Origin of the sequence: Gordonia sp. 852002-50816_SCH5313054-c, from assembly GCF_001665925.1 — a bacterium.
In the GTDB taxonomy this organism is placed as follows: Bacteria; Actinomycetota; Actinomycetes; order Mycobacteriales; family Mycobacteriaceae; genus Gordonia; species Gordonia jacobaea.
Map to the genome: position 1 here is coordinate 1 of NZ_LZTE01000023.1, position 24,407 is coordinate 24,407.

At 63.6% G+C, this 24,407-nt stretch carries 23 protein-coding genes; 9 read left to right on the forward strand and 14 right to left on the reverse strand.

Going from position 1 to position 24,407, the window contains the following annotated elements:
* Nucleotides 1-73: 73 nt before the first annotated feature.
* From A5788_RS02335 to A5788_RS23995, 3 genes are all read right to left on the reverse strand, one after another.
* Nucleotides 74-1,063: a GGDEF domain-containing protein gene (locus A5788_RS02335; RefSeq protein WP_049698662.1), complete on the reverse strand. Its 990-nt coding sequence runs from the start codon at nt 1,061-1,063 to the stop codon at nt 74-76.
* Between the two features lie 85 nt (nt 1,064-1,148).
* Entirely contained in the window at nt 1,149-1,805 is a 657-nt protein-coding gene (locus tag A5788_RS02340) for a PaaI family thioesterase (RefSeq protein ID WP_049698661.1), read from the reverse strand.
* A gap of 21 nt (nt 1,806-1,826) precedes the next feature.
* Nucleotides 1,827-1,988 carry a hypothetical protein gene (locus A5788_RS23995; RefSeq protein ID WP_197494623.1) on the reverse strand — a complete coding sequence of 54 codons (162 nt, stop codon included), beginning with the start codon at nt 1,986-1,988 and terminating at the stop codon, nt 1,827-1,829.
* A 63-nt stretch (nt 1,989-2,051) separates the two neighbouring features.
* Between A5788_RS23995 and A5788_RS02345 the strand changes: the two genes are divergently transcribed.
* Nucleotides 2,052-3,023 carry a 1,4-dihydroxy-2-naphthoyl-CoA synthase gene (locus A5788_RS02345; RefSeq protein ID WP_049698660.1) on the forward strand — a complete coding sequence of 324 codons (972 nt, stop codon included), beginning with the start codon at nt 2,052-2,054 and terminating at the stop codon, nt 3,021-3,023.
* A 19-nt stretch (nt 3,024-3,042) separates the two neighbouring features.
* Here A5788_RS02345 and A5788_RS02350 read toward each other — a convergent pair whose 3' ends face one another.
* Nucleotides 3,043-4,254 (reverse strand): EAL domain-containing protein, encoded by a 1,212-nt coding sequence (locus A5788_RS02350; protein WP_049698659.1) that lies wholly within the window; start codon nt 4,252-4,254, stop codon nt 3,043-3,045.
* Nucleotides 4,255-4,502: 248 nt separating this feature from the next.
* On the opposite strand from A5788_RS02350, the gene A5788_RS02355 reads away from it, so the two are divergent.
* Nucleotides 4,503-5,147, forward strand: coding sequence for a YdcF family protein (locus A5788_RS02355; RefSeq protein WP_049698658.1), 645 nt, complete (start codon nt 4,503-4,505; stop codon nt 5,145-5,147).
* On the opposite strand, the gene A5788_RS02360 is transcribed toward A5788_RS02355, so the two are convergent.
* Nucleotides 5,082-6,500, reverse strand: a complete 1,419-nt coding sequence (locus tag A5788_RS02360; protein ID WP_049698657.1) for an O-antigen ligase family protein — start codon at nt 6,498-6,500, stop codon at nt 5,082-5,084. The genes A5788_RS02355 and A5788_RS02360 overlap by 66 nt on opposite strands.
* A 166-nt stretch (nt 6,501-6,666) precedes the next feature.
* Between A5788_RS02360 and A5788_RS02365 the strand changes: the two genes are divergently transcribed.
* From A5788_RS02365 to A5788_RS02390, 6 genes are all read left to right on the forward strand, one after another.
* The gene (locus A5788_RS02365) at nt 6,667-8,112 is read left to right on the forward strand and encodes a polysaccharide biosynthesis tyrosine autokinase (protein WP_082938126.1); all 1,446 of its coding nucleotides are present in this window, start codon (nt 6,667-6,669) and stop codon (nt 8,110-8,112) included.
* The gene (locus A5788_RS02370) at nt 8,109-9,407 is read left to right on the forward strand and encodes a lipase family protein (RefSeq protein WP_049698655.1); all 1,299 of its coding nucleotides are present in this window, start codon (nt 8,109-8,111) and stop codon (nt 9,405-9,407) included. The genes A5788_RS02365 and A5788_RS02370 overlap by 4 nt, the downstream gene beginning before the upstream one ends.
* The gene (locus A5788_RS02375) at nt 9,404-10,093 is read left to right on the forward strand and encodes a hypothetical protein (protein WP_049698654.1); all 690 of its coding nucleotides are present in this window, start codon (nt 9,404-9,406) and stop codon (nt 10,091-10,093) included. Before A5788_RS02370 ends, A5788_RS02375 begins: the two co-directional genes overlap by 4 nt.
* A complete protein-coding gene (locus A5788_RS02380) occupies nt 10,090-11,334 on the forward strand; it encodes a lipase family protein (RefSeq protein WP_053117421.1) in 1,245 nt (414 codons plus the stop codon). The genes A5788_RS02375 and A5788_RS02380 overlap by 4 nt, the downstream gene beginning before the upstream one ends.
* Before the next feature lie 105 nt (nt 11,335-11,439).
* Nucleotides 11,440-12,723 (forward strand): acyltransferase family protein, encoded by a 1,284-nt coding sequence (locus A5788_RS02385; RefSeq protein WP_231894338.1) that lies wholly within the window; start codon nt 11,440-11,442, stop codon nt 12,721-12,723.
* A gap of 15 nt (nt 12,724-12,738) precedes the next feature.
* A complete protein-coding gene (locus A5788_RS02390) occupies nt 12,739-13,302 on the forward strand; it encodes a YdcF family protein (protein WP_231894339.1) in 564 nt (187 codons plus the stop codon).
* Between the two features lie 7 nt (nt 13,303-13,309).
* Here the strand turns inward: A5788_RS02390 and A5788_RS02395 are convergent, their stop codons facing one another.
* Both A5788_RS02395 and A5788_RS23770 read right to left on the reverse strand, forming a co-directional pair.
* Nucleotides 13,310-13,744: a hypothetical protein gene (locus A5788_RS02395; protein WP_049698653.1), complete on the reverse strand. Its 435-nt coding sequence runs from the start codon at nt 13,742-13,744 to the stop codon at nt 13,310-13,312.
* A complete protein-coding gene (locus A5788_RS23770; RefSeq protein ID WP_152930047.1) occupies nt 13,741-13,923 on the reverse strand; it encodes a hypothetical protein in 183 nt (60 codons plus the stop codon). The genes A5788_RS02395 and A5788_RS23770 overlap by 4 nt, the downstream gene beginning before the upstream one ends.
* Nucleotides 13,924-14,669: 746 nt before the next feature.
* Here A5788_RS23770 and A5788_RS02405 point away from each other — a divergent pair.
* Nucleotides 14,670-15,956: a sugar transferase gene (locus A5788_RS02405; RefSeq protein ID WP_231895438.1), complete on the forward strand. Its 1,287-nt coding sequence runs from the start codon at nt 14,670-14,672 to the stop codon at nt 15,954-15,956.
* 21 nt (nt 15,957-15,977) lie between these two features.
* Here A5788_RS02405 and A5788_RS02410 read toward each other — a convergent pair whose 3' ends face one another.
* The 7 genes from A5788_RS02410 to A5788_RS02440 all read right to left on the reverse strand — a co-directional run bounded on the left by A5788_RS02410 (nt 15,978) and on the right by A5788_RS02440 (nt 24,391).
* Nucleotides 15,978-16,895 carry a sialate O-acetylesterase gene (locus tag A5788_RS02410; RefSeq protein ID WP_049700851.1) on the reverse strand — a complete coding sequence of 306 codons (918 nt, stop codon included), beginning with the start codon at nt 16,893-16,895 and terminating at the stop codon, nt 15,978-15,980.
* Nucleotides 16,896-16,907: 12 nt separating this feature from the next.
* Nucleotides 16,908-18,089 carry a lipase family protein gene (locus A5788_RS02415; protein ID WP_231894341.1) on the reverse strand — a complete coding sequence of 394 codons (1,182 nt, stop codon included), beginning with the start codon at nt 18,087-18,089 and terminating at the stop codon, nt 16,908-16,910.
* Nucleotides 18,090-18,097: 8 nt separating this feature from the next.
* On the reverse strand, nt 18,098-19,690 hold the full coding sequence (locus A5788_RS02420) for a cellulase family glycosylhydrolase (protein ID WP_064865271.1): 1,593 nt from the start codon (nt 19,688-19,690) through the stop codon (nt 18,098-18,100).
* Nucleotides 19,687-20,796 carry a cellulase family glycosylhydrolase gene (locus tag A5788_RS02425; RefSeq protein ID WP_231895591.1) on the reverse strand — a complete coding sequence of 370 codons (1,110 nt, stop codon included), beginning with the start codon at nt 20,794-20,796 and terminating at the stop codon, nt 19,687-19,689. Before A5788_RS02425 ends, A5788_RS02420 begins: the two co-directional genes overlap by 4 nt.
* 111 nt (nt 20,797-20,907) lie before the next feature.
* On the reverse strand, nt 20,908-22,035 hold the full coding sequence (locus tag A5788_RS02430; RefSeq protein WP_064865268.1) for a glycosyltransferase family 4 protein: 1,128 nt from the start codon (nt 22,033-22,035) through the stop codon (nt 20,908-20,910).
* Nucleotides 22,023-23,315: a lipopolysaccharide biosynthesis protein gene (locus A5788_RS02435; RefSeq protein ID WP_231894343.1), complete on the reverse strand. Its 1,293-nt coding sequence runs from the start codon at nt 23,313-23,315 to the stop codon at nt 22,023-22,025. Before A5788_RS02435 ends, A5788_RS02430 begins: the two co-directional genes overlap by 13 nt.
* On the reverse strand, nt 23,312-24,391 hold the full coding sequence (locus A5788_RS02440) for a glycosyltransferase (protein WP_064865261.1): 1,080 nt from the start codon (nt 24,389-24,391) through the stop codon (nt 23,312-23,314). The genes A5788_RS02435 and A5788_RS02440 overlap by 4 nt, the downstream gene beginning before the upstream one ends.
* Nucleotides 24,392-24,407: the final 16 nt, after the last annotated feature.

Genomic DNA, 24,407 nt, shown 5'->3' on the forward strand with positions numbered 1-24,407 from the left:
CTTCGTGTGGACGAAACCGGTCGAGGAGATTCTCAAGAAAGCTCAACCGAAAACCAACTAACGAAACGCGACACTAGATCAGCCGTCGCTTGTGGCGCAGCATCATTCCGTCCGCCTCGTCGAACAGGGTCCGCAGCGTCCTGGCGTCATCCGGCCCACACTGCGCCCACCCGATCGCGACGCCGAAGTGCGGCACTCGTGCACGTAGAAGTTCGACGCGCGATCGGAACTGCGAGACCTCATCCGGTCCGCCGCGCGCAACCAACGCGAACTCGTCGCCTCCAACCCGGGCGGCCAAATCGCCACCGTCGAGCACCCACCTGAACGACTCGCCGATACCGGAGAGGTGACTGTCACCGACGAAGTGTCCGTGAAAGTCGTTGATTCCCTTGAGGTTGTTGACGTCGATGAAGGCGACAATCACATGGTCTCCCGACGCGAGGGCCTCGTCGACAAAGGTCTGTCCGCGCTCGGTCAGTCCTCGACGGTTGAGCAGACCCGTGAGCTCGTCGGTCACCGCCATATGCGCGATGGTCTCGGTGGCCGCCCCGAGGCGACGCTCGGTGCGTCGCCAGGTCAGCGCGATCACGAGCGCGAGCACGTCAGCCTTGAGCAACTGCACGGCTACGACGCCCAGCGGAGCGGCCTGCGGATAGCGCCACGCCAACAGCAGCGCCGCCACATTTAGCCCGACGATCAGCGCGAGCGCGATGCGCGGATACGGGACGAGTGCCCCGATCCCGACGATGACCAGCAGCGTTCCGATCGACGGGTAGGCGACGTGCGTGCAGAGCACGTAAGCGAGAGGATTCGCGGCAACAAGCAGCGCAGCCGCAGTGACCAGCACCGGAGCGGTGCGCGACGTGATCGCCCCCGGCCGCCGCCAGATCATCCACGCGGCAACGCCGAGCACGACGGCCGTGACCGCCGCAACCGATGATGCAGGACGTGCTCCGGGCGTTGTGTCGAGAGTGACCTGCACAAACGTAACCACCGCGAACAGGAGTGCTCCCAGCGCGACGGTGATCGCCAGGCGGTCGTCGACCACCGAATGCCGGTCCATGCCTGTCAATCTCCCTGGTACTCATGACCCCTGGGATATGGACAACCCCCGACGTAGACGCCCCCGACCCTGGTACCTCGAAATGTTACGGCTGACCAGGCTTCAGCTCAATAAATAGCGAATCCAGCTCGGCACACAGACGGTCGCCGTCGTGGAGGGTGCCCTTCACGAAGGCCTTGCGCCCTTCACGCTTGTCGACCCAGGTGCGGCACGTCAGCGGCGTCGACAACGGTGTCAGCGAGCGGTATTGGACCGTCAGATATGCGGTGCGGGTGACCCCGTTGATCGCGAGCGCCGACGCCATGCCGCCGAGATCGTCGAATGCGACCCCCACCTGCCCTCCGTGCGCCGCGTTGTTGCCACCGAGGTGAAACGGCCTGAAGGTGACCTCTGCGACCACTCCGTCGGCGCTCGCCGACGAGATCACGTACGGCGGGAGCGTGATGTTGCCTCGTGCAGGAAGGTCTACGCGGGTTCCCGCGGGAGTGTGCCACTCGTCGACCTGGACCTTCTCCAGTCGTTCGTTGAGGGCGGTTATCTGCTCGAGTAGCTCGTCGGTCTCCGCGCCCTCGGGACTCGCGTAGCGGGCGAGGTCCATGAGCCGTCGGATCTGCTCGTTGAGCTCGGCGTATCGGGGTCCGCCGCGGTCGGTCGTGACCTCGATCCTTGCGCGGAATCCGCCCTCGTGGGGCGACTCCTCTTCGGAGCGGATGTCCCAACCGTCGCGCGTGTCAGATGCCATCTGGCCACCGTATATGGCCGGTCAGCCCTCGTGCTTGTCGGATTCGGAACCGCTTGCGAGCTGGGTCGGACGGGGCGCTTCGCGCCGGTCACGCTGCCTGATCACGGCACCGACCACCAGGGCGACGACCACCGAGATCGTCACCCAGGCGACGATCACAATCGCGATCACCTCGAATGACATGCATCAAGGGTGCCAGATGGGGCTTCGCGAAGGCCACTCATCGGACAACTAAGGTCAATATTCATGACCTCCGGTGAGACCCAGCACGCATCAGACCAGCCCTTCGACCCCAGCCAGTGGACCACAGTCGAAGGCTTCGACGACCTCACCGACATCACCTACCACCGCCACGTCGGCACGAGCCGCGCCGACGGAATCGTGCGCATCGCCTTCAACCGGCCCGAGGTTCGAAACGCGTTCCGCCCCCACAGCGTCGACGAGCTCTACCGCACCCTCGACCACGCTCGACGCAGCCCCGACGTCGGAACAATCCTGCTCACCGGCAACGGCCCGAGCCCCAAGGACGGCGGCTGGGCCTTCTGTTCCGGCGGCGATCAGCGCATCCGTGGACGGTCGGGCTACCAGTACGCGACCAGCCACGACTCCGACGTCACTCGCGCCGACGCCACCGGGGTCGACGAGGCGCGCGTCAAGGCCGAGGGCGGCCGACTGCACATCCTCGAGGTACAACGACTCATCCGCACCATGCCCAAGGTCGTGATCGCCGTGGTCAACGGTTGGGCCGCCGGCGGCGGGCACTCGCTGCACGTCGTCTGCGACCTGACGCTCGCCTCGCGTGAGCACGCCCGCTTCAAGCAGACCGACGCCGACGTCGGCTCGTTCGACGCCGGATACGGCAGCGCCTATCTCGCCAAGCAGGTCGGCCAGAAGTTCGCCCGCGAGATCTTCTTCCTCGGCGAGGCATACGACGCCGAGACCATGCACCGCATGGGCGCGGTCAACCGCGTCGTCGACCACGCCGACCTCGAGCGCACAGCCATCGACTGGGCACGGGCGATCAACGGCAAATCGCCGACGGCCCAGCGCATGTTGAAGTTCGCGTTCAACCTCACCGACGATGGACTGATGGGCCAGCAGGTCTTCGCCGGCGAGGCCACTCGCCTGGCGTACATGACCGACGAGGCCGTCGAGGGCCGAGATGCGTTCTTGGAGAAGCGTTCTCCGGAGTGGGACGCCTTCCCGTACTACTACTGAACCCGCACCCGGAGGACTACTACGGCGCCGACCCGAACGGCTCGGGTGCGCCGAAGTAGATGCCCTGCGCGAACTGGAAACCCAACTCTTCGACGCCGGTGAAGTCGGCGTGGTGCTCGACGCCCTCCGCGACCGTCGAGATGTTCATCGTCTCGGCCATTTCGCAGATTGCGTGCACCACCGCTCGGTCGGTCGGATTGTTTGCGATAGCCGAGATGAGCGCCCGATCGACCTTGACGACGTCGACCGGTAGGTCCCGCACGTATCGCAGCGCCGAGAATCCCGAGCCGAGGTCGTCGATCGAGATGGTGCAGCCGCTCTCGTGTAGTCGTTCGACGGCACGCTGTGCCTCCGTGTCGAAGTCGATGACCTCGTTTTCCTGGACCTCTATCCAGATCTGACCAGGGCCGAGGCCGTACTTGTCGATCTCGGTGACCACGTGATCGACGATCGTCTCGTCGACGAGCTGCTGCCGCGAGAGGTTGATGCTGACGAACGCGTCCGGGCCGCACATCGGTTTGATCGACTCGTGGAGCGCTCGGACAGCCTGAGTCACCCCGTTGCGACCGATGGGCAGGATCGTCGACGTCTGTTCGGCGACGGCGAGGAAGTCGCCGGGCAAGAGCACTCCGTCGGCGGTGATCCACCTCAGCAATGACTCGAACCCGACGGTCGCGCCATCAGCAATCCGCACGATCGGTTGGTAGAACTGTCGGAACTCTGCCTGCGACGAGTTGGTCAGCCTCACCGCGAGGTCGAGGTCGTCTTCAAGCCGCTCATAGATTTCGGGTCCGGCGATTGCCATTCGACGCTGCGATTCCAGAGCAAGGCAGAGCGCGGCGTCGGCCGACCGGACGAGGCTGTCGGCCCCAACGTCTGACGCCGAGGCACCTGACACCGATCCACTCGAGATGCCATAGGCGAAGTCGACGAAGACGCTCACCCCGTCGACTTCGGCCGTCGTGGCGGTGAGGCCCGCCTGTAGAGCGACGAGCAGGGCGTCGACGCCGGGGTCCTGCGGTAGCCGCAGGAGCCATTCGAATCGGTTTCGGGTGTCCAGACCGACGTCGCGCCCCAGCGTTTCCACGAGTTGAGAAACCACCGTGCGCGCTGCCGCCTCGGTCTGCTTACGGCCGAAGACCGCGCACGCCCGGCGCTGCGGATCGGCGAGGATGGCGACGACAATTCCGGGAACGTCATGCCCCCCGTACTTGTCCGCCGCCCTCTCCACGCGTGCAGTTTACGATTATCCAAGCGGGCAGGTGTGAATTGGATCCAAGTACCGCTATTCAAGTTCAATTGATCACCGCTTTGGTCTAGCAAATATAGGGTCTGATCTGCGGTTTTGTCGCCCGAGAATCATGGCTTTCAGCCCTCCATCAAGCGCTTTTTTGTGGCCGTCCGTCCTCGGTTCGAGCCAATCAGGGAAGCCTCGACTAAGGTCGACGACGTCAGATTCCCGGCCGGAGGACTTGCCACGTGACGTCGCCCGACCCAACGGACTCCTGCGTCTCCGAGCCCCGCAGCGGACAGGAGACACCCCGCCGTCGACGACGACTCTCCGGCCGTCTGATCAGTTGGGTGCTCGTGATTGTCGTTGTGGTCGTACTCGCCTTCGACGGGGTCGGTTATCAACTCTTTTATCGGGATCATTCCGACCCGCTACGCAAGGTCGACGCCATCGTCGTGCTCGGCGGCGAACACGACGGCCGCGAAGACTACGGTCTACAACTCGCCCGCGAGGGCTACGCCAACACGGTGCTGATCTCCGACCCCTACCTGAACGACGGCTATCACCGGGGCGGCGCGGAACTGATGGAACGCGTCTGCTCGGCGAGCACCGAATCCATCGAAGTCATCTGCTTCAACCCGGATCCCTCGACGACGCGTGGTGAGGCCATGTTCACGGAGCGGATGGCGAAGGAGCGACACTGGCGCTCGGTCATAGTGGTCAGCTGGCGCTACCACCTCTTCCGCGCCCGCTACATCTTCGGCCAGTGCTTCGCAGGCGACGTCGTCATGCGGTCCGTGCCGCGCGACTACGGCCGGTCGATCCCACTATGGACGGCGACCTTCGCCTACCAGTACGTCGGCTTGGCCAAGGCTGCCGTCCTCGGCTGTTGACGTCGAAGTGCGCGAGTCGGCTCGCGCGAGTTCTGACGTGTAGACCAGAAATACGATGAGCAGCGACAGATCTGCGGTCGACACCGGAATGGTGATCGTCGAAAAGTCGAGCTGCAATGCGACCACCGAGAATCCGATGAATCCGCCGCCGTAGAAACCCCATTCCCAGCGGCGCGAACGCAGGCACTGATAACCGAGGTAGCAGCCGTAAATGAGCATCGCGACAAATGCCAGACCGACCAGAATTCCACCACGATAGACAGCCAGCAGGGGTGCGTTCGCGACGTAGTTGGTGGTGAATGACGTTTCAGGATCGATGAACTCGGCCAGTCCCCAGCCTTTTCCGAAAACCCAGTGCCCGGCGACGGTACTCGGATACTCCTTCAGTGCATCCAGACGCGCACTCGACCCCTCGTCCTGGCTACCGAACGACGAGAACACGCGCTGGCGCAGTTGCGGCACCGCAGCCAGCGCGGCAAAGGTGGCCACACCGAGTCCGACGATGGCAAGCCGCTTGCGATTCGACATCGTCTGGAACATGAGCATGAGCACGACACCGACGATCACCGAGAACAGACCCGCACGGCTCAGCGTGAGCAAAAGCGCCAACGCCAAAATCACACCGAGCACGTTGCGTGCGCGCCCGTCGAACAGGACAACACACATGACCAGCGCTACGAAGAATCCGATTCCGGCGGCATTGGGGTCGATATACGTCCCTGCAAGCCGCTGCGTCGCACCTCCGGAGTGATAGACGAAGCGCAGCGCACTGGGGTCGTAGCCGAATAGCTTGAACGGCTTCATCACTCCCGGATAGACCAGCACCCCTGCTGCGACAATCGCGCAGGCGGCGCTGGCCACCACGTACACGCGACCGAACGTCCGTAGCTGGAGTCGCGGAAGGCGCAGAAGCGCGACGATGAGAATAGTTACCGTGAACCATTTCACATATTGGGCTATGTCGGCGAAACCGACGTAGGTTGCCAACATCGAGATTCCACTGACCACAATGAGAACGATCACGAACCAGTCCATTGTGGTCAGCGAGCGCACCTCGATGGGGTGGATCGCGGTCGCCAATATCACAGCGACAGCGAACGCCAATGTCAACGGAACGTGAACACCAGGTAAATGCGCGACCGGCATGAATCCGAGAACAGCGGCGAATGCCCAGAGAAACCAGGTCGGATGCGCCAGGCCAACGTAGGCACCGACAACGACCAGCAGTAACACGATGACAAGAAATGCGGGTTTGGTTCCCACCATCAACGAACCAAACGCCACCACGGCGGCGCTGAGCACCAACAGGGTGCCGAGGATCCATGAGCGCCTAGCTGATTCCACGAGCCACATAGTGACACACCCGATCGTGTAACACTGCGCTCGTCGCGATCGACCAATGGCTGAGGGCAATCCCACACAGCAATTGCCCAAGAACCATGATCCAATCAACTGTCCATTGTTCGACGGTTGAACGAAGCGCCCGCGCGGCGCTGCCCCAGAGAAGGGAACCGGTCAGGTGCCACTCGGCGATTACTGGCGCATCATTGTGCGGTTTTGGTGGGTTCTCGTAGTGGGAGCGCTGGTTGGGGCTTTCGCGGCTTTCGCTTATAGCACGTGGATCTCTCCCGGAAAATACGAATCCACCGCTCGGTTGTTCGTGACCGCGGAGGGTGGAACGTCAGTCGGCGAGAGCTACCAGAACAACCTGTTCGCCCAGGACCGGGTCAACAGCTACGCAACAATTGCGACGAGCGATCAGGTCGCGCAGCGAGCCGCCGAAACTCTCGGCGGCCAGGTCGGCGCCGGGGACCTTCGTGGGAGCGTAACGGCCGTCCCGGTCAAGGACACCGTGATCCTGACGATCACCGCCTCCGCTGACGACGCGAAGCGAGCTCAGGCGTACGCCCAGGCGATTGCCAATTCCACGACCGCAGTGGTTCAGGAACTCGAGACGTCGCGTCGCGGCGACTCCCCTTCCGCGACAGCGGTTCTCTACGACGACGCGAGCCTCCCGTCATCCAAGAGCGGTCTGTCGTGGTGGCTCTGGCTCATCATCGGAGCGGTTGGCGGATTACTGATCGGCGTGCTCGTCGCCGTGGCGATCGGCATCTACCAACGTCGTCGCATCGACAGCGAGTCCGACATCGCCGATACCACCGAGAAGTCCGGCATTCTCGCCGTGATCCCCACCGACCCGGAGCTCACCGACCATTCGTCATTGGAGCCCGCCACCGGACCGACGTCCGACGCGTACCGCCGCCTCGACGCCAACCTCCGATTCATCGCCTCGGGAAGTACTCGACATCGCACCGCGCCGTCGGCGATCACCGTCGTCGGCCCTACCCGCGGCGTCGGCACGACGACCACCGCGGTGAATCTTGCGTCGTCGTTCGCCGCGCGCGGGAAAACCGTGCTGATCATCGACGCCGACCTCGCCGATCCGACCCTCACCGCCGACCTCGGTCAGTCGCCGACCGAAGGCCTGACGACCGTGGCAGTGGGCGAGGTCTCCCTTCACGATGCGACGCTGAGTCTCCACGACGGCGTCGACCTCCTACCGAGTGGGCCGGTTACGTCTGACCCCTGGGGCGCCATCGGCGGAGACGGCTTCGACGCCGTCGTTCAGTCCGCGATCCATTCCTACGACTACGTGATCATCGATGCCGGCCCGCTGTCCGCGTCGCCGGAGCCCCTCACGATCGCCGCTCGCACCGACGGCGCACTGCTCGTGACTCGACGCGGCGTCACCACGAGGAAGCAACTCCGCACATCGACGAAGGCGATCGAGAGTGTCAACGCTCCGCTGCTCGGCGTCGTGCTCACGTTCACGGCCAAGGTCACTCGCAAGCAGGCTGACAGCGCGGCAACGGACAACAACAGCGGTTCACCGACAAGCGATTTCACCGCCGAGCGGGTGTCGGCATCGAAGGTCGACGCAGCCGAGGTGCACGCGGACTCGTGAGCCCTGCCGCACTAGTCTCGACCTTCATCACGCGCCGTCGCGCAACGTCTGCGCTCGCGGTCGGCCTGGTCTGCGTTCTCGCGATCGCAGTGTCGGGATGCGCACGATCGACCGACGACACCCCGCTGACGCTCTCACCGGCGGCTGCTGCGTACCCCGCGTCACCGCTGCCATCGGCATCGCTGACGACGCCCCGCGACACCGGCAAACCGGGGGCGGTTCTGGCCGTCGAGGATCCGCCCCGCGGACCGATCAAGGCCATCAACAATCGTGACGCCGTCGTCAAGCGAATCGTCTACCGTTCGACTTCCGGAATCGACAACTCCGCAACCGAGGTGTCCGGAATTCTCGTCGTCCCCAAGGGCACCCCGCCCGCAGGCGGCTGGCCACTCGTCGCATTCGGCCACGGCAACTCCGGCATCGAGAGCACCTGCGGCCCTTCCGAATACGCCAATCTACTCGGCAACGACACCATCATCGAGGCGTTCCGACTCAACGGCTATGCCGTTGTCATGTCCGACTACCAGGGCCTCGGGTACGGCAAGGACATCCATCCCTTCCTCAACGCGAAGACGTATGGCAACAACCAGATCGACGCCGTCAGAGCTGCACAGGCGATCGCGCCCGACGTGAGCAATCACTGGGTGTCATTCGGGGTTTCGCTCGGCGGCATGGCGGCGTGGGCTGCCGGAGACCGCCAACCCGACTACGGGAGCGACACCAATCTCGACGCGACCGTCGCATTGGTTCCCGTCGGAGATATGAGGGGCCTCGCCGACCGAGCCGCGCAGGGGACACTGACACGCGATCAATACCCGCTTCTCGTCTATGCACTCGACTCGCTGGCGAAAACATTCCCCGACCGTTTCAACCTCGACGACTACCGCTCCGAGCGGGTCAAGTCGGAGTGGGACACCTTGGTCCAGTGCGTTCCCGATTCCACCGGAGATCTGACGGCTACCCAGCGCGCCCTGAGTGAACTGACACCGCAAGACCTGATGCCCAAGAGCGCTGCTGCCACCACCGCGCTGCGCGATCAACTCGCCGACTACGCCCTGCCCGTAGGCCGCACCAACTCGCCCGTTCTCGTCATGTACGGCACCGATGACCCGCTCATCCCTCCGCAGTGGACGGAGCGGGTCATCGGAAAGTCCTGCGAGGCAGGTGAAAACCTCACAATCGTCAAACGCGTTGGGGATACCCACGCCGGACTCGATTCCGCGCAGGCAATTCCCTGGATGAAGGGCGTATTGAACGGCGACAAACCCGAGAGCAATTGCGACAACCGCCCATGAAATCACCATCGACGCGGACCGTCGGCGAATACGCACATATCCTCCTGCGCGGCGGAATTGTGTTGATCTGTGCCGCAATCGCAGGCGGACTCGCAGGCTGGCTGGCAGCCGAGATGACACCGAAAACCTATGAGTCGCAAGCACGCTTGTTCATCGTTGCCCCCGGTTCGGCAACCGTGTCCGGCGCCCGCACGAGTGGTCTCGCCGGACAGCTACGCGCATCCTCCTATCGTGAACTGGCCACCAGCGACCAACTGTTGATGCGTGTCGCTGCCGCACAGTGGCCGGGTATCGATCCGGGGACTCCCCCTGCCGACCTCCGCGAGCGCGTCGTCGCGTCGATAGAACCGACGAATGCCGTGCTGACCATCACGACAACTGGGGATACACCACAAGCCGCACAACAACTTTCCGCGGCGCTCGCCGGAGAGATGCCCAAGCTGGTTGTCGAAGTCGACAACCTGAATGGCCGCGCACCCTACGAGCTGAAGACGATCGACGCCGCCACCGATATGGGCGTGAGCTCGCCGAAGTTGCTCACCTATATAGGCCTCGGCGCCGCCATTGCCGTCGTGTTCACCGCGGTGGCACTCCTCGCATTCAGCCTGCTACGCAACAAAGTCGACGATGCGCTTGGTGTGTCGAACACCCTCAGAGCGACCCGAGAGTTGGAGAAATCGCAGTGAATCGCCCGACCGTACGCGTGCGGATGTTCGTGAGTTGGTTGGCGCTGGCCATCGCGGTCGCGGCAGCAGTGACCGCCTGCGGCTCCGACGAGCAGTCTGCGACGACATCGCCCGGACGTCCTCCCGGCGTTCCGGTGGAAGTGCCACGCGCCGCCACCACCGGGCCCGGAACGGTGTCGTGGGCGCAAACCATGCCGATCCTCGACCGCCGGATCTCGGCGGCAACGAGTCTCGCTGTGCGCGTGGAGTACTCCTCGACCGATCGCGACAACAATCCGACCGTTGTCACCGGCGGCCTATTCGTGCCGGCAGGCCAGGCACCCCAGGGCGGATGGCCGATCATCGGATTCGGCCATGCGACTGTCGGTGTTCTCAGTGAATGCGGGCCGACGCTGGACTCGAGCCTTCGTGGCGCGGCCGATCTCGTCTACGTTCTGCTTGCCCAGGGATACGCGGTGGCAGTCAGTGACTACCAGGGGCTGGGCACCCCCGGCGACGCAGAACCCACGCACCCGTACCTCGACGCGACAACCGAGGGACACAACATCATCGACTCGGTGCGCGCGATGAGGCAGATGTCGCCGTCGAATACCTCCGACAAGTGGGCGGGATTCGGGGTGTCGCAGGGCGGCCAAGCCGCGTGGGCGTCGAACGTTCTCGCCGCCTCCTACGGTAAAGGCCTCGACCTCGTCGGCAGCGTCGCCATCTCGCCTCCCGCCGACATCTCGAAGCTGTCGGACAAGGCCTGGTCGTCGAATCTGACCAAAGATCAGTACGGGCTGTACCAGTGGTTGCTGTTGGCACTCAAGCACGAGAACCCCGACCTCGACCTCGACAGCTATCGGCGAGGCTCCGCCACCACGAACTGGAACGCGTTGTCGCAGTGCGCAGCCCGCTACAGCCAGGAGCGACAGCAGGCCGCTGATGCACTCACCGATGCAGACCTCCGTCCGGACTCCACCACGAGCCGCGAACAACTCGAACAACTCTTGCGTGAGCGAGGCCTCCCTGAGGGCCTACCCACCGCCCCGATTCTGGTCATGTACGGCGGAAAAGACACCCTGATCGACGCCGACTGGACTACCGCCGTCATAGGCGCGAATTGCTCAGCGGGAGCCAATCTCGTCGTGTCCTTCCAACCCGATCGCGGACATGCCGACGTCGATCCCGGCATTGCCATCTCCTGGCTCGAGCAACGAATGCAAGGATCGAGGACCCCATCGGGATGCACGAATATCTGACGCGACACGTTTCCGCTCTCGTTGTATCGTTGACAAGTGAGTGATCACTCCGCGACAGCACCTGAGGAGTCTGTCGAAAAGAGCGCATCATCAGGTCGTCACCGCATGCCTGAAAACAACACGCACAATCCCCCACAGATGCGGGACCCGCAGGTCACCGAGGCTAAGGACACCACCGAAGCCAAGCCTTTTCGAGCACGAATTCGCGGACTCGACGGTCCCCGCGGAATTGCGTGCATGCTCGTGCTGGCCCAACACGTCGGTGGCCACTATTCTCCGAACACGTTCTTTTCCGGCCACTTGCAGATATTCGGTCAATCCCTGATCTTCTTCTTCGCGCTCTCCGGATTTTTGCTGTATCTGCCCATTCTTCGCCGCCTGTTCACCGGTGGCCAGTCACAGCCTGACGTGGCGTCGTACACCCGACACCGAATACTGCGGGTATTCCCGGCATATCTGGTCATCTTCCTCGTCGCGAGCTATCTCATGCGGGCGGTATATCTGGAGAACGCTGCGGTCGCGGAATCAAGCGGGAAGTTCGCCGGAATCGGGATGATGACCGATCCGGCCATGATCGCGGCCAACCTCACGCTCGTGCAGAGCTACATCCCGTCGATGCTTCAAACGGGCATCAACCCGTCATGGTCGTTGACCATGGAGATCGTGTTCTACGTGGCATTGCCACTCATCGGCCTGCTGGTCTTCACGTTACGACGCCGATATGGGTGGAATCCGCTCTTGCTGGCCCTCATCGGCCCCGTTGTCCTGGTGATTCTGGGTACCGTCGGGAAGTTCTTTGCCCTGTGGCTCGCGAGCCGACTCGGCATCACCGACATCATCATGCAGAACTGGGGGCCCAACTGGGTTGCCGTCGTGCTGCGCAGCTTCATCGCTTCGTCCGACAACTTCGCATTCGGCATGATCGCCGCGATTCTGTTCGTCGGGGCAGAGACCGGACTCATCTCGCGTCGTCGCCTGAAACGAGTGCGACCATGGACCGGACTCGCCATCCTCCCGCTGATTCCGATCACCTATGTGCTCATCGCCATGGGCTCGCCCTTCTCCAGCACCGCGACGGCCCTCGCATCCGGTTTGATCATCTTGTTCATCGTCATTCCCTTTGCGCGCGGCGAGGATTCAGCATTTGCCCGGGCACTCGACTGGGCCCCGTTCGAGTACTGCGGCCGGGTATCACTGAGCATCTACCTGTGGCATTTTCCCGTGCTGTTGGTCCTGGGCAGGTGGGGATGGATGCACGGCGACACCTGGTCGGGCCTGGCGTTCAATTTCGTTGTGGTCAGTGCGGTGAGCATCGCGCTCGCGACGCTGTCGTTCTATTTCGTCGAGAAGCCTGCGATCAACTACGCCATTCGGGCCCGACGTCGCTGAGATGGTCCCGGTCCCGTGAGCGGCGGGGTGCGGGTGATCGGCATCCTGGTGGCCGCGCTGATGGTCGTGCAACTCGGCGGCGCCGTCGTCGGCTATCGCCTCTTCACCGATCCACCCACACAGCCGCCGGTCCATTCAGACGCCATTGTGGTGCTCGGCGGTGAGCATGATGGCCGCGAAGCTTTCGGAATCGACCTCGCCCGTGCAGGTTTCGCGGACACCGTACTGCTCTCCAACCCGTATCCGGACGACGACCCCACGATGCGTGCGGCCTGCCAGTCGTCGGACCGCCAGGTCAGGATCGTGTGTTTCACGCCGCGGCCGTCGACGACAACCGGCGAGGCGCTGTTCACGCGCGAGCAGGCGCGGGCCCATCACTGGAGCCGAGTGACGGTCGTGAGTTGGCGCCATCATCTGTTTCGCGCCGGTGTGATATTCCGGCAGTGCCTCGGCATCGACGTACAGCTCGTCGCAGTTCCCCGCACCTACCACTTCTCGCTGGGGGCTTGGGCTTTCGTCTACGCCTACCAGTTCGCCGGAACCACCCGGGCAGCGCTGACCGGGTGTCCGCCCGACTGACGGGTCCTCACCTCACTCCGGAGAAACCCTGACTCACAACGACGTATACGAGGACGGCAACAGACGCTACCGCGAGGATGTACAGCATCACGAGTGCCGCGGACTTCAGTGTCGACCACAGCAACTGCGTGACCTCCGAATCGCGTCGTCGGGATCCCGAGTCCATCGATTGGCGACGGGCGCGATTCGTCGTTGCGTCGACTGCCGCTGCCACAACCAACGCGTAGGGCGCGAGAACGGCACATCCGCCGAGCACCAGAACGGAACGCACCTGGCCGGAGAACGGCAGCCCCCACGCTGCGCCTGCACAGGCGGCGGCGAGCACGCCGAGGAGTAAAACTCTGCCGAGCGCATCGGACTCGCCTCGCGACGCCGAAAAATACCACCACACCACTGCCGCAACGAAACCCGTGAGCAGCAGTCCCGACACTTCGACGATCATCGCTGCGACACCACCCGGCCGGCGACGTAGGCAATCACCGACGCAGGTGGAGTAATCGCGAGGACCACCAGCCCCTGCCAGATGGGGTAGTACATCAGCCCGAGCACTGCGGTCGAGGCAAAACCCGACAGCCCAACCGCGATTCCCGTCACGAAGAACTCCGAGCGCTGCCCGGACATGCGAACAAGCGCATAAATGAAGCAAGCACATATGGGCGCTACCGTCGCAATTACGATCGGCGACACCGGAAAGTACCGATCGATGAGATATCGCCCGGCCGCAGCGCACGCCGCACCGACACCCACCAGCACGGCCTGCCTTCGCATGGCATTCGTCACCGGCTTAGATCGCGATGCCACCACCGGGTCAGGCTACCCGATCTCAGGTTGTGCGGCCCGCCGAGCGCACCGCGCAGCACTTAATCGAAATAGTGACAGAGAACGTTACGCGTCCTATTTCACACCAATTCCGACTTGCACCGTGAGCGCGAATCGTTAGGATTTACTGAGAGGACGCTCGGCGTTGATGAAGTCCTTAAAAGCTCGATCACACATACACTCGATCGCTCTGCACCAAATCCTGACCTTCAATGAATTTGCGCCTGCAACAAATTTCCGCCTGACCGTCAGCAGGTGTCAGTAACAACCACTTACCCGTCGGAGGACTTGTGGCCATTCGTCCTTTGCCTTCATCACCCCGTACGGATAGTCCATACCCTCGGTATCTTCGGGTGTTTCGTCCGGCCGCATCTCCCGGCGACCGGTCATGGCTGGATCGGTATTCGTCCCGACTTCGCGCCACCGAGCTGATCATCGTCACAATCAGCGTGGCCTGCGCGACCGTCGCACGGTATGGCGGCCCGGCGGCAGAATACGGCGCGCCCCGACTGCTGAATCCGGTGGGAGATATTAACCTTCCATTCATCGTGCTTCCATTGGCTCTCATTGCACTATGGAGTACTGTTCTCAAGGTTTCGGGTACCTCCAGCCGACGGGTGATCGGCGCCGGACACGCGGAATACACCCGCATTCTCAAATCGAGTGTGATTGCGTTCGGCATCATCGCCATGCTCGACCTCGTCTTCAAGTTCGACGTGGCGCGTGGTTTCATCGCAATCGCCCTCCCCTTCGGCACTCTGGCACTGCTCATCGCACATTGGGTGTGGCGCAAAGCAATCGCGCGGCGATGGGAGAAGGGCGTCGACCAGCACCAGGTGTTGGTCGTCGGATCGAGTCGCTCCGCCGCGCCACTCATCGAACACCTCTCCGCTCATCCCCGGCTCGGTTACCAGGTGGTGGGGCTATGCGTTCCCGAGGATTCGTCGAAAGCGCACGCGTCGTCACTCGAAGTGGGCGAGCGCAAGGTTCCGATCATCGGAACCTTCGACGACGCCCGTGAGGCCGTGGCACTGTGCGGCGCGACCACAGTGGCAGTCACGTCCGCCGAGGTTCTGGGTCACTCCGCCATGCGGGAGCTGTCCTGGAGCATGGAGGGGATGAACGTCGATATCCTGGTGTCCCCGGGCGTCACCGACGTCGCCGGACCTCGGATGTCGGTCCGTCCGGTGGCCAACCTTCCGCTGCTGCACATCGAGAAGCCTCAGTATCACGGCGCCAACCGCCTGCTGAAGGCGACGGTCGACAGGGTCGGTGCCGCACTTCTGCTCTTGGCCTTCACTCCCGCGCTGATCGTGGTGTCGATCGCAATCAAGCTCAACTCTCGCGGTCCCGTCTTCTATCGGGCAGAACGCATAGGACTCAACAACATTCCGTTCCACATGTGGAAGTTCCGGTCGATGGTCGTGGACGCCGACAGGCTGCGTAGCCAACTCGCCGACCAGAACGAAGGGAACGGGGTGCTGTTCAAGATCCGGGACGATCCGCGGGTCACCCGGGTGGGAGCGTTCCTACGCCGGTACAGCATTGACGAGATCCCGCAGCTCTTCAACGTCTTGTTCGGTTCCATGAGCCTCGTCGGGCCGCGTCCTCCCCTGCGTGAAGAGGTCGACACCTACGACGACCCGACGTCGCGCCGCATGCTCGTGCGTCCGGGGATGACCGGGCTGTGGCAGGTGTCCGGCAGGTCGGATCTGTCCTGGGAGCAGTCCGTCCGCCTCGACCTTTCCTACGTCGAGAACTGGTCGATCACACACGATCTGATGATCATGTGGAGGACGGCTCGCGCTGTGATCTCCAGCGACGGCGCGTACTGAAACCCAGCCGACAGGCCGGTTTCAGCGAGACTCTCCTATCGACGACAGCTCGGCATACGCCGCATACATTCGGTCACCCAGTTCCCGCTGACCGGCGCGGCTGTAGTGGATGATCTCGGTCGGCAACTTGGCCATACCGATGGGTCCCGGCACAAAAGCGCAGCTATCGACTGTCCGTGGCAGGGTCCTGTGCACGTCGTCGATGCCCGCATACTCGGCGCGTCGACTCTCGATCTCCTCGGGAACCATCTGGCCGAGGACGAATGGAGCATCGCCGAAGCGAGACCGGAGCCCGGTGACAACGGACTCGAGTCGCGCTCGATAGGCATCGGGCGCCAGCAGCGGGACGTCGGACTCGCCCTGGTGCCAGAGAAACGCAGCTACCCGAGCGGATGGCCCCGCCGCCGCCAGTGCGCCTTCTATCTGCGTCACCGCGAACGTGAACAGGTTGACCCGCGCCGACGTATCAGCAGGGTCCCAGCTGTAACCATTCTTGGGATAGAACGACGTGTCACCACGCCCGCACGGAACGAGCAGCACCGGCCGACCGGTGTCGGCCGCCAAGTGTTCGCCGAACGACCGGCCGAAACCGACGCCGCCCGCGGGTATCTCATGCAGTAGCGGGTCTGTGGCAAGCAGGATTTGTCCCTTACGTCTTCCGCACCCAGGCCACTGGTGTACGGGTAGCGTTCCCGGCGACATGTCATCCGGCTGGACTTCGTTGTCGCCCACCGCATTCGACTGGCCGAGAATCGGGACCACCAGATACGGGGAGTCGACCTGTGGCGCAGGCTCGCCGGCCGCCAGCAGCCGCAGCACCTTGTCCTTGGCTCGGCGCACCGCCTGTTCTCGTCGACCGGAATCGCCGTGACGCGCCAACTGATCGGGTGAACCCGGCGTCAGATCGAATGCGGGTGTGGCTGTGTTCGGTTCCTGCACGGTCTCATCCGATCAACAGTTGTTGGGGGCCGGCTTTCCGGCGAATCGGTCGAGCAGCCAAGGGATCACAGCATCGCCGTTGATGTCTCCGTGCCCCTTGCCCGGCTGCCGATCGATGGTGATCGTATCTCCCAACTCACACGCGCGCCGGATGGCGGCGTCGGTCCACGCGACGTCGATGAAGGTGTCGGCCGTCCCGTAGGTGATCTGCAGCGGTGCCGCGGAACGGTTCTTCGGCAGCGCGTATGCAGCAAGTACATCCCGCAACTGTTGTGCCGCAGCCGGATTCTGCGGACCGATATCGTGCGGTCCGAGGTTCTTGGCGATCTCGTCTCGCCGTTTGGCGAGCGACCTGTCGCACGCCGACAACGTGTTCCAGCCCTCGACAGCTGCACCCTTGCGGAAGTCGTCGCGATGGAAGTTCGGGTCCATACGCGCTCGGGATTCGACGATCCATTGCAGCACAAGCTGTTGGTCGCGGGTAAGGGTCCCGGCGAGCGCCTTGTCGACGAGCCCGGTGAGGTCTGCCGCAGGTACGAGCGCCGACGCTCCGAGCAGGTCGAGTTCCGGCGCATACGATGGCGCTGCATCTGCCGCCCCCCACACCGCACCGCCTCCCTGTGATCCGCCGTATGCCGCCCACCGCTTCGACGATTCCGGGAACACCGTGCGCAATGCACGCACCGAGTCGATCACATTGTGGCCCTCGGTGACGTTGTCGAGGTAAGGGTGCACTCCCGGCGCTCCGAGACCCTGGTAATCAGGCACTGCCACAGCGTATTTCGCACTTGTCAGGCCCAGCGCAAGCGCCGCAGCACCATCCATACCCGAGCTGCTCGACGGCGCGCACGGCTGATTGATTCCGCTCGTCCCGTGGCCGAACGCGATGATCGGCCAACCCCCGGCCGGGGCGGCGCCGTCTGGTTTGAACACGGTCCCGGATACCCGCTGGATCACGCCGGAGGCATCACGCGAGGCGTAGAGAACGTGCACGGCATGGACTTTGGCGAGTTTCAGCCTGAGCGGAATATCGAAGACCTCGCGCGCCGAGATCACCGCGCCGGGAGCGTCGACGGTCTGGTGGATTCCCAGATCGTTGCTCCCACGATGAAGGAGCGGCCGCGCGATTGCCACCACTATGAGCAGCCCGAACACGGCCATGAGCACCACCACCGCGATGAGAAGGTTACGCACCCATTTCCTCACGAAAACCTCACCACCGCTTTACCTCCGGGCCTGTACACAATGGAACCGTTCTCGCACTGCACGATCGTCTCGCCGTCGATGACCTGCTGTTCGGCGACGGGATACCCCACGTCGGGCGACCAAGCCTTCAGCATCTCACCCGACAGCGAGTGGACTCCGGTTCCGGGTTTGTAGAACACCCTTGTGCCGCCGGGCGAATCGATGTCCTGCGTTGTCCCCGTGAACGCGCCCGACGGCGGGTAACCCAGGAGCGCAACGTAGTCGACCAGGACGGCAGGCACCGCGTAGCAGCCCGCTGACCCACATATCACCCGTCCCGAGGCGTACCGCTGCACCGTTTGGGCAATTCCTCTGCGCGAAGTCGTCTGATACACGGGTGTTCTCGCCTCGCCGAGCATGCTTGCGGCTTCCGCTGCGGCGGAGCGCACCCTGTCGACCGTCGGATTGCTGATCGTGTCCTGCGCGACAAGCGATTTCACCTTGGCGAAAGCGAGCTTGGGCGTGAAGTCCGAGCGCACGACTCCGTATGATGTCTCCGCAGCAACCGTGGTGTAGCCGAAGTCCGTTGTCGACCCGTTGTCGACGTCCGAAACCCCACGATCCACCAGTTCGTGAATGAAGACCGGACCGCCGTAGGGCAGTTGCGCCCAGTCTGCTGCCAACTCCGTGATCAGGCCTGCCTGGCGCGATTCACTGCCACCCGGGCCCCCCGAGGGGTAGCCGACCTCGGTGGCCCATATCTTTTGACCACCGTCGCCGCGTTCGACCATCTCGGCACGAATGTCAGCGAGCATCGACACGAGCGAGTCCCTGTTGTCCGCGTTGGCCGTCAGCCCGTTGGGGTAGCTGTAGGGATGCACCGACAACGCGTCGAAGTGTCCTCCGGCGCCCGCCCGATACATGCGATCGATGAACACTCGCGCATTCATGCTGACCTCGGTGTCTGGCGCCAATCCCACGGCACCCCCGATCACCAATGCCGCCGAATCCTCCGTCTTGATGGCGGTATGGGCAGCCCGCAGCATCGAGGTGTAGAACTCTGGGTCCGGTCCGGGACGGAAGTAGGGCGTTCCGTTTGGCTCGTTCCAGATCTCGTACGCCTTGATTCGTCCCTTGTAGCGCGACGCCACGGTTCCCGCGAAATCGCCGTACTCGGCCGCGGTGTTGGGGCGATACGTCACCAGGTCGCTGTGCCCCGATGCCCATGCGGGCGTGTAGTCGATGATGCCCAACACGTCGATACCGCTCGACCTCAGAGCGTTCACCACGCGATCCAACGGAGCCCAATTGAATACTCCCTCAGCGGGTTCCAGCAGCGGCCAGGACAAATCCAAACGCACCATACGAGCGCCGGAGTCGACAACCGTCGCGACGTACCGCCGCAGTTCGTCGTCGGATGCCCACAGCAACCGTCCGCCTCCGGAGAACGCCATTTCGGGCGTTGTGGGCGGCGGCGCCTGCACGTGCACCTTCTCCGAACCGCTCGTCTGATTCGACGTGCCCACCGCTCCACACGACACCGAGCTCACGACAGCGACCACCGCTGCGAGTGCGACGAGAAGGTGACGCGGGAGCGATACCCGGCTCACCGGATCTGGGATTTGACCGCCCAGAACGCCGGCTTCTTCGAGTTGTTGATACGCGTGACACCGAAGTTGTCTTCGACGTTCGACGGGTTGGAACCCGGATCCTGGATGCAGTGCAGGAACATCGGACCGATGTAGGGCCTCGACGCCCCTTCGCGCAGCGCACTCGTGAGGATCGCGCCTTGCGATGCGTCGCTCACCGCGCCGTTACCGGTACCTGTCGGTGCACCGAATTCGGTGATCCAGATCTTCTTTCCACCGTCGCCATTGGCGCGCATGATGTCGTACATCTGGGCAGTCTGCGCCCACCGCGCATTCGGGTCTCGGTCAGCGGTGAACGGGAACGTGTACGGGTGATCGGCAACAGCGTCCATGAAGCCTCGAGCGCCCGCCGCGTACATCTGCCTGAGGAACTCGACGGGTGGAGTCGTATATGCACCGAGGTTCAACGCCGTCGTACTCGCGAGTCCACCGCTGAGCACAGTCGAGGAAGGATCGATCGCCTTGATCCGCGGGTAGGCAGCGCGCAGTAGCGACGCATAGCGCGCGGGATCGACGGGCGTGAACATGTTGACGAGGTTGGGCTCGTTCCAGATCTCGTACGCATCGACCCTGTTGCCGAGATGGCGCGCCGCAGCCGCAGCGAAGTTGCCGAAGGCAGCCGCATTGGGCGGAGTGCCGGGTAGACCGTTACCGCCGGCCCACGTCGGCGCGCCGAGCAGAATGATGTCGACCCGGAATCCGCGCGCCTTGGCGCCATTCACCAGTCGGTCGGTGTTGGACCAATCGAACTTGCCGGGCGACGGCTCGATATCGGGCCAGTACGCGACCATCCTCGACCACGTAGCTCCCAACTCGGATGCCGAGTCGTATGTCGCAGACAACTGCGCATTCGACCTCTTGAGCGAATACCCGCCCTCGCTGAAACCGAACTCGGCTCGCGGGAAGGCGTGTGCTTGGCCGGACGTGGCAGTCGTGAGGGCACCAACGACTGCGACCAGGAGCGCTATCACCATCATCGGCCGTGCCCAGCGAGGGGCCACACGGGAGACACCCCCCTTCTTCAACGCCGAAGGGCCTTCGTGATCTCGTCGTTCGATCGCCTTCATTGCGATATCCAGTCCTTGTTCGTGAATGTGAGGAGTTCGTGAATGTGAGAGGTTCGTGAATGTGAGGGGTTCGTGACTGTGGCCGGTCGTGACTGTGGTGGTTCCATGATCTCATCTGCCTGCGGGCACGGGGCTACGAGCAATTAAACCGAGCACGGACTCCTGCGGCACGCCCGCGTCCCACCGCGAGGCATTCCTTTCATACAGTTCCGACCCGTTCTTCGTCGAATAATCGGTTTCCAGGAGAAACCGTCGACACTCGGCGATGAATTCGTCGTCAGAATCACACGGGTCGAGGCCCAGCACCGGCCCGAGTGATCCGATCGCGGCCGACGTCCCCACAACGGGGAGGCCCTTGGCCGCGGCCTCGAGGATCTTGACCCGCACACCGCCACCGGTCGAGACCGGCGCTATCAGCGCGCGGCACGTACCCAAGAACTCTTGCAGATCGTCGACGAAACCCAGGTCCCGAACCCCGTCGGGATACTCCGGATCGGCAGCGCCCGGCTTCTTCGCCCCGATAATGCACAGTTCGGCGTCGCTGATGCCCTCAGAGATCCTCGGCCACAGTCGCAGGGCTGTGAGGAATGCTTCCTGGTTGGGAGGCCAGTCTCTCGTTCCCATGAACACCAATCGCCTCGCGGTGCTCGTCAGATCCAATCGGGGCGCAGGAGGCAATGTCAGGTCGATCCAGCGCGCCAGTGGAACTCCCTGGCTCCGATAGAACTCGGCCTCTTCGCGATCGTAGGTTCCGACGGCGTCCGCAGCCCTCGCCACACGGACCTCGTCCCGCAGTATTCGTGGCGCCTCCACCCGCCCAACCCAGCCGCGGGTCGCCTTCCAGACCTCCGACTCGGTGTTCACCGTGTTGACCACGAACGGGGTGTTGCCCGCATGCCGAGAGCGGAGAAACGACTCGGCCATATAGCTGTGCTCAGCGATGAAGACATCCGATTCGCGCGAGTTGATCTCGGCCACAAGCGCTTCGACGTCGTAACGCACATGGCAGAGGCTCTGCATACGCCGCGCGCTACGAGCCAGCAGCGAGCGAGCACTGACGGGCGGCTTGGGCACGCGCGTCACGCTGCGGTCCTCAGCCGGGCCCGTCTCCCCGGATAAACACACTGCCTCGACGTCGTAGTGCTCGGACGCGATCCCGAGCAAGATGCGCGACAGTGCGATGTCGCCACCATGCTCGGTCGTCGGATCCTTGGAGAGCAGAAAAGTTACCCGCTCCATAGCACCCCCCTCTCGTTTTCAAGCTCTTCACGACGATGTCGACCGCCACGTTCCGGCGCTGGCGTCTCTGGGATGTCGCCCGATTCCAGCATCTCTGGGGTGTCGCCCAATTCCAGTGGGCCAGAACGAGAGGCCCGGCTGAGGACCACGAGCAGCAGTGCGTCGGCGACGACCGACGCGATCGCGCCCGAGACAGCACCCAGCCCAGCCATCGCCAAGACGGCCACCAGTCCGAGTTTGACCGGCGCGACAGCGCCTGCCGAGATGGTGCGCACGGCGTCGCGCCGTTGGAGATACAGAAGCGTCGTATAGACGAAGTTGAACACTCGCAGGAACACGAACGCCGACATCACGATCATTGACACGGCCAGCTGGGTGGCCACCGGAGTGAACAGGAGCACCACGCCCACAGTCAGAAGTACCAGCGACGCCCCTGTTGCCACGACCAACACGTGCTTCTTGGGCGGCCCGGCGGATGCGTGTCCTCCTGCGGCTCGCAGCTTCTCGTGGTAGGTCACGCCGAACGATTGACCGACCTGTGCGACCGCCCAGGCGAATGTGCTCGCCACCGAGTAGTAGCCGGCCACATCGCTGTTCGTGAGGAATCCCAACAGCAGGATGTCGCCCTGGATGTACACCGCGTTGGCAAGGTGTTCGGTGAACAGCACCGCGATGATGCGCGGAGTGCCGGGAGCCTTCGGCGCGACGCCCCAGACCATCCGAATCGAGGCGCAGGCGATCACCAGATACGGTGCGGCATAGAGCAAACTGGCGCCGACGAGGCTTGGCTGCGGAGCCAGCATGAGGTAGCCCGTACCGAGCGCGATACTGGTCGTTTGCCGGATCGTATCCATCCGCATGACGCGGTGCGGGTCGCCGTCGCGGAAGGCACGGCTCTTGTAGGCGTTGAAGACGATCTCGCCGCCGCCGACGAGCAACGCGAACCATGCGAGGTAATTGACCGGGATGAGCGCCACTCCGGCGGCCATTGCCGTCAGACCGACCAGAACCCGGCCCGATCGTTCCGAAAGGAAGCGGGACTCACTCTCGCGAATGGCGCGGACACTGAACGGGTTGTCGACGGGAGCCGCTGCGATAGCGGCAAGGGCGAACGCCATGGCGTACTGCCCGTATCCGCCGATGCCGAGCTTGGCGATCAGGATCAACGTCCACAGCAGTCCGATCCCACGCCCGCCGTACGTCCACATCGCCGCGACGAGTGCCTTCGTGAGATGCGAATGCGACTGTGCCAGTGTGCGAGCCGCCGCGAACCGGCTCACCGCGACCACGTTTCCACGAGCGCTTCCGCGATCTGCTTGGGCGTGCGTTCCTTGCACAGGCGCACGAGCTCATCGTGGAGGGTTCCGATTCGGGCCGGGTCGTCGAGCAACTGTGCGGCCTGCTGAGCCATGAGACCGGCGAGGTCGTCCGCTTCCCCGGAGACGACGATGGCTCCACCCTCGGCGCCGAGTTCACCGAGCGCGCCGTGATCGGTCGAAACGTAGGGCGTTTGATGGGAAATGCTCTGTGCCGCAACAGCTGACGCCGGATATGCGATTCCGTACGGGCTGCGTCGCCCATACGGCATCAGCAGCGCCTGGATGGAGCCGAAGAAGTCTGCGAGCTCGTCCTCATCGAGCGTGCCGAGGACGGTGACGCCCGGTGACGACGGAATCGACTCCGTTCCACGGCCCGCGATGCGGACCTCGATGTCGTCGGGCAGCACCTCGCGGATTCGGGAAATGTGTTCAAAACCCTTGCCTCGGTACACAATCCCGAAGAGCCCCACCGCACGCGGACGCAACGAGGGCTCGGGGAGTTCGACGCTCGTGGTGGTCGGATGGTAGGTCCGCGCCACGGTTGCCCCGGGGAAGCGGCCGCGAATCGACTCAGCGCCGATCTCACTGAGCGCAAAGTACTCACGTCGAGCGCCGAGGTACTTCTCGATCTGATGCGACACCGGGCGCGCACCGAAATGCAGGCCGTGGTTGAGCACCCTGCGGTCCGCAAGGAACTTCGTCCGAAACGGCCACCACACCAGATTCGGCGGATCATGGACAACGGCCGTCGAGCGAACGCCCAGACGCGCAGTTGGCCACAGGGATTCGACGGAACCGCCGGACAGCTCGCTGTGCACGACCACGTCGCGACCACCCGCACCGGCGATCGCCTCGACGATCTGTGCACGACGCGCGCGCAGTTGTGCGACTGTGTCCGATCCCGGCTTACCGTGGCGGATCTCGACGACGTCGGGGACCAGGTCACGAATCGCAGGCAACAAGAGATCAGCAAATGCGCCGACGCCACCCGCAGCCGTCTCCGGCGCAACATAGATCACCCGTAGTCCTGCGTTCACAGCAGCGGCATCCTCT

Excerpts from the sequence above, each read along its gene's own strand:
- A5788_RS02335 (WP_049698662.1), bottom strand. The coding sequence starts at position 1,063 with ATGGACCGGCATTCGGTGGTCGACGACCGCCTGGCGATCACCGTCGCG.
- A5788_RS02360 (WP_049698657.1), bottom strand. The coding sequence starts at position 6,500 with ATGTGGCTCGTGGAATCAGCTAGGCGCTCATGGATCCTCGGCACCCTG.
- A5788_RS02385 (WP_231894338.1), top strand. The coding sequence starts at position 11,440 with ATGCCTGAAAACAACACGCACAATCCCCCACAGATGCGGGACCCGCAG.
- A5788_RS02395 (WP_049698653.1), bottom strand. The coding sequence starts at position 13,744 with ATGATCGTCGAAGTGTCGGGACTGCTGCTCACGGGTTTCGTTGCGGCA.
- A5788_RS02345 (WP_049698660.1), top strand. The coding sequence starts at position 2,052 with ATGACCTCCGGTGAGACCCAGCACGCATCAGACCAGCCCTTCGACCCC.
- A5788_RS23995 (WP_197494623.1), bottom strand. The coding sequence starts at position 1,988 with ATGTCATTCGAGGTGATCGCGATTGTGATCGTCGCCTGGGTGACGATC.
- A5788_RS02375 (WP_049698654.1), top strand. The coding sequence starts at position 9,404 with ATGAAATCACCATCGACGCGGACCGTCGGCGAATACGCACATATCCTC.
- A5788_RS23770 (WP_152930047.1), bottom strand. The coding sequence starts at position 13,923 with ATGTCCGGGCAGCGCTCGGAGTTCTTCGTGACGGGAATCGCGGTTGGG.
- A5788_RS02430 (WP_064865268.1), bottom strand. The coding sequence starts at position 22,035 with ATGGAGCGGGTAACTTTTCTGCTCTCCAAGGATCCGACGACCGAGCAT.
- A5788_RS02340 (WP_049698661.1), bottom strand. The coding sequence starts at position 1,805 with ATGGCATCTGACACGCGCGACGGTTGGGACATCCGCTCCGAAGAGGAG.
- A5788_RS02425 (WP_231895591.1), bottom strand. The coding sequence starts at position 20,796 with ATGAAGGCGATCGAACGACGAGATCACGAAGGCCCTTCGGCGTTGAAG.